The organism is Bacillus sp. AFS040349 (genome assembly GCF_002577655.1).
GTDB lineage: Bacteria > Bacillota > Bacilli > Bacillales > Bacillaceae > Metabacillus.
In genome coordinates, this window is record NZ_NUMC01000219.1 from 1 (window position 1) to 2,202 (window position 2,202).

A 2,202-nucleotide genomic window follows, 5' to 3' on the forward strand; every position below is an offset into this window, starting at 1 on the left:
TATAGGGTACATTTTAATTGTGAGTCGCCCTTTTTATCGTTAATTTTTATAACATTGTATCGAATTTGAAACATGTTTCTCTAGAAGGCTGTCCCCATGTAATAAGGTTCGTGCAGGTTGACGTTTGAGAATAGTTCCGTTTTTAACGAGAATAATTTCATCTCCAACATCAACGATCACAGATTTTCTATTTTTATAAGGATTAGCCAATTCAATGCATTCTTTAGCGTAATGATTGATTTGTGGAAATGGGTGATCTGGCTTTGCGAGAAAGAAACCTTGACCAAATTGAATGCCAAGATTCATGACTCGTTGTAACTCAGCTTCCGTTTCAATTCCCTCTCCGATAATTTGACTATTCATTTTCTTGGCAAAGGTTACGAAAGCTTCAAGAATATTTGATTTGACCTCATTGTGATCCACACCGCTTATAAGAGAACGGTCTACTTTAATATAATCCGGCATCAATTCCGAAATGGATTGAAGCGACGAGTAGCCTGCTCCCGCATCATCAATAGCAATCTTAAATCCCTGCTCACGATAGTGATTCAAAGCATTTCGAAACGCTTTAAAATCGTTAATGGCATTTCTTTCTGTAATTTCAAACACAACATTTTTTGGTTCAATACCATAATGCTTTAGTACCGATATTGTATGACCTGCGTTGAATTCTTTATCATAAATAACCTGTGAATTTAAGTTAATAAACAACTTTTGATTGCCAATGGTATCTTTACTTAACTCAAATGCACGTTCTCTTGCTAATTTTTCTAATGAATATAATAAACCCTCTTTTTCTGCATAGGGAAATAAAGCATCCGGGCGATAAAAGGGACTAGAAACTGGTCCACGTGATAAAGCTTCGAATCCATAAACTGTATTACTATGAAAATGAACAATTGGCTGGAAATGAACAGTAAGCTGCCGCTGATCAAGGATCTCAAGAAAGTGATTCTTTAATTGTTTAGCTTGATCGGGCGTTTCTTGACAGAAATTGTTCATACTACTACTCCTTTAAAGGTCGTACTTAGACGATCTGATATCTACTTTTCCTACGTAATTCGACAATAACAGTTTATTGTTAAGGAGATGTAAATCTATTGTAAAATTTACATTATTTTGGAGATGGATGTGTTTTTGGGCATGGAAGTTGTATGGAGATAGCTTTTTTTAGATAAAATTGCATCTTCTTATCACAACCTCAAAGAAATAGGCACATTACCCAGTTCGCAAGCATAACATGTTGAATGTGTAGACTTACCTTTATAGGAGGGATATGAGTGTCAAATAAGCAAAATTACAAAATGAAGCCCCTTATGTATATTGTTTCACCCGAACATCAAGATATAGATGTAAATATGCAATCATTTGTTGTAAAAAAATCAAAACAACAAAAAGTTGATCAACTTAAAGAAACGAATTCTCAAATTCAAACGGTAGTGAAGGAAGACGAGGAAGTAACGGAAGAAAAACAACCAGAAAAAGCTGTTACGGTTGTTGAGGAAGAAGAACAACCTGAGGAAGAAACATCTGTCAAACAATATCGAAAACAAAGAAAACCAATTACACAAATGAATATTGCCGAGAAAGTAGAGTTCTTCACAAACTTACCAAAAAATATGCCAAGAACACTATGTCAAATTGAAACAACTGAGGAAACATACCGCGGTGTTATTATGACAGAAGAAGATAATATTGTGACGATCCGTTCACTAACACATGCAAAGCCGATCGACTTGGAGCTTGGTGAGATTAAAGCGATTAACTTATTAGGTTTTTAATTGTACTTAAAAAAGTTAGGCACTGGTGTGTCTAACTTTTTCTTTGTGTTGCATTTGGACATGGTGGTTTAGATAAGGATAGAGGTAGAGGTGTTGTGTATGGATATGAAGAGGAATTGAGACAGAAAAGAGGTAAGGAGAAGAGGTTGTGTCTGGATACAAGGAGAATCGAGACAGAAATGAGGTAAGGAGAAGATCTTATGTCTCGATACAAGGAGAATCGAGACAGAAAAGAGGTAAAGAGAAGAGCATATGTCTCGATACAAGGAGAATCGAGACATAAAACGTGTTGGGAGAAGAGCATATGTCCCGATACAAGGAGAATCGGGACATAAACCAGGTAAAGAGAAGAGTTTCTGTCTCGATACAAGGAGAATCGAGACAGAAATGAGGTAAGGAGAAGTCAAGTCCAGAATATTGT

Annotated in this window: 2 protein-coding genes; one reads left to right on the plus strand and one right to left on the minus strand. The window is 36.0% G+C overall.

What is annotated here, in order from left to right:
• Window positions 1–39: 39 nt before the first annotated feature.
• On the minus strand, window positions 40–1,002 hold the full coding sequence (locus tag COD11_RS26370; RefSeq protein ID WP_098799821.1) for an EAL domain-containing protein: 963 nt from the start codon (window positions 1,000–1,002) through the stop codon (window positions 40–42).
• A 278-nt stretch (window positions 1,003–1,280) separates the two neighbouring features.
• On the opposite strand from COD11_RS26370, the gene COD11_RS26375 reads away from it, so the two are divergent.
• The gene (locus COD11_RS26375) at window positions 1,281–1,781 is read left to right on the plus strand and encodes a CotO family spore coat protein (RefSeq protein ID WP_098799822.1); all 501 of its coding nucleotides are present in this window, start codon (window positions 1,281–1,283) and stop codon (window positions 1,779–1,781) included.
• Window positions 1,782–2,202 lie beyond the last annotated feature (421 nt).